The organism is Microcoleus sp. BM001215392 (assembly GCF_036700185.1).
Classification (GTDB): Bacteria; Cyanobacteriota; Cyanobacteriia; order Cyanobacteriales; family Microcoleaceae; genus Microcoleus.
In genome coordinates this window covers 1-1,801 of the sequence record NZ_JAUBOJ010000667.1, presented here as the reverse complement: position 1 = coordinate 1,801, position 1,801 = coordinate 1, and the positions used below count along the sequence as shown (strand labels likewise).

Sequence of the window (1,801 nt, the reverse complement as noted above, 5' to 3'; positions counted from 1 at the left end):
ATAAAAGCCGATCGCCTTTTCTAAATTATCACCTCTGTCTCCCTTGATTCTGTTTGTGTAATCGATAGCCCGACTATTTTGTATCTGAGCCCACTTTTCTGGGTAAATATCCTTAGTCCAAACCATTAATACTATATCGTCGCAAGCAATAGCAATTTCTAAATTACTAGCCCTACTTCCTAGAGGGAAATCACCAATAATATAATTAATATTATAAATATTTGAGGCAAAACTATATGCTTGACTTGCATCCAAGTTGGGCAGTGTTTCTGTTGCCCACTCTCGCAAATATTCGGCAAATTCATCGTCTAATAATTCTAGATTAGCTTGCAGGATTGCGGTTTTTTCTTCGCTGGGACAGGTGAGGAGAGATTCAATTAGGATGAGATAGGCTTGGCGGCGTGCTTGGTTCATTTTGACTACCCATGTTTGTTGAATTTTACATCTTTTGTCGGGGAAATTCAAGGTGTTTCTGAACCGCAGATGTGGGTGGCTGGGGTTCTGGGATAGACTGCTGTTTACCGCAAAGGCCCGATCCCCCCTAGCCCCCCTTAAAGAAGGGGGGGACAAGATGCTTCTCTTTCGTCCCCCGACCTAAGGGGGATTTAGGGGGATCGGGCCTCGGATTAAAGGGAGAGATACCAATGTATGACAGGTTTTCTGTTTACCGCCGAGGCTCGATCCCCCCTAGCCTCCCTTCTTAAGGGGGGGACAGGAAGCAGTCAGAGTTCTGCTTCTTAAGCAGGGACAAGATGCTTCTCAAAGTGAGTCTTGTTAGGGGGGATGCGAGGGGGATCGAGCCTCGGATCAAAGCGAGAGATACCAATGTTTCTGGGAACTAGGAGAGGGCGGCGGGGTTTACCTGCTGTTGGGTGATGCAGCAATGGATTTTAGGTTGTAGCATTGGGGATGAAAGTTAACTTGAGGCAGTGAATTATGACCAGAAGTACGATCGCACCAGCATTTATCCTCGCCGGCGCCCTGTTGGTTGGCGGTTTGTCTGCTTGTGCGCCATCCAACACTCCGGAGGCTTCGGAAACCAGCCCCGCTAAGGCGAATCCGGTAAGTTCATCGGAAACCAAGGCCAATGCGACTGCTTCTAAGGATGCTAAGTCTGACACGGCTGCTACCAATCCCGCAACTTCATCGGAAAAGCCCGATGTGACTGCTTCCAAGGATGCTAAATCTGATGTGGTGGCTGCAAATTCTACAGATAGTAAGAAGCCCAAAATGTCGGATGCTGAACGGGCGCAGAAGCGCAAGGAAGTTAGTGAAAAACTCTCTAAGGTGTTGACGCTTGAGCAATACAAAAGTTTGAATACTAAGCTGAAGTCTGGTGAGAAAATGCGTCAAGCTTTGACTGAAATTAATCTGACTGCTGAACAAAAGCCCAAGGTTAAGGCGATTCTGAAGGAGGCTTATCCTCGCGCTGCACAAAATGTTGGAAAGTCATCGGAAACTAAGCCTCAGTAGTGCGGTGATTGCAAGTTTTAGGGGATAGGAATTTTCAGTTTTTTCGGTGTATTTTTTGTGTTTGGGGCGCTGCTCAAAGCTCGCCCACAATTTCTTTTTAGTAAAGATTGATACAGAATCAATTTGGTGTTTGTTTGTCATAGGATTGTGGGATGGTGCGTGCCCGCCGGGATTGTTTCTAGGGACACATCGGGTGCGATTCAGTTGAGAGTTGACAGTTGAGAGTTGACAGTTACCTCTCCCTAAAAGGAAGAGGATTGAAATAGTGAATAATTTTGTTTTATTTCCCCCTAGAAGGAGGAGGCTTTAAACCCATTCTTCTTGGTAA

General features: G+C 46.2%; 1 protein-coding gene and 1 pseudogene. One reads left to right on the top strand and one right to left on the bottom strand.

The features are described from left to right. Positions 1–414: pseudogene (locus tag QT974_RS33975) on the bottom strand (hypothetical protein); the annotation flags it as partial. Positions 415–936: 522 nt separating this feature from the next. Between QT974_RS33975 and QT974_RS33970 the strand changes: the two are divergent. After that, positions 937–1,473, top strand: coding sequence for a hypothetical protein (locus tag QT974_RS33970; protein WP_333472754.1), 537 nt, complete (start codon positions 937–939; stop codon positions 1,471–1,473). Positions 1,474–1,801 lie beyond the last annotated feature (328 nt).

What these genes read in the sequence shown, in the direction of transcription:
- QT974_RS33970 (WP_333472754.1), top strand. Translation starts at nt 937, where the DNA reads ATGACCAGAAGTACGATCGCACCAGCATTTATCCTCGCCGGCGCCCTG.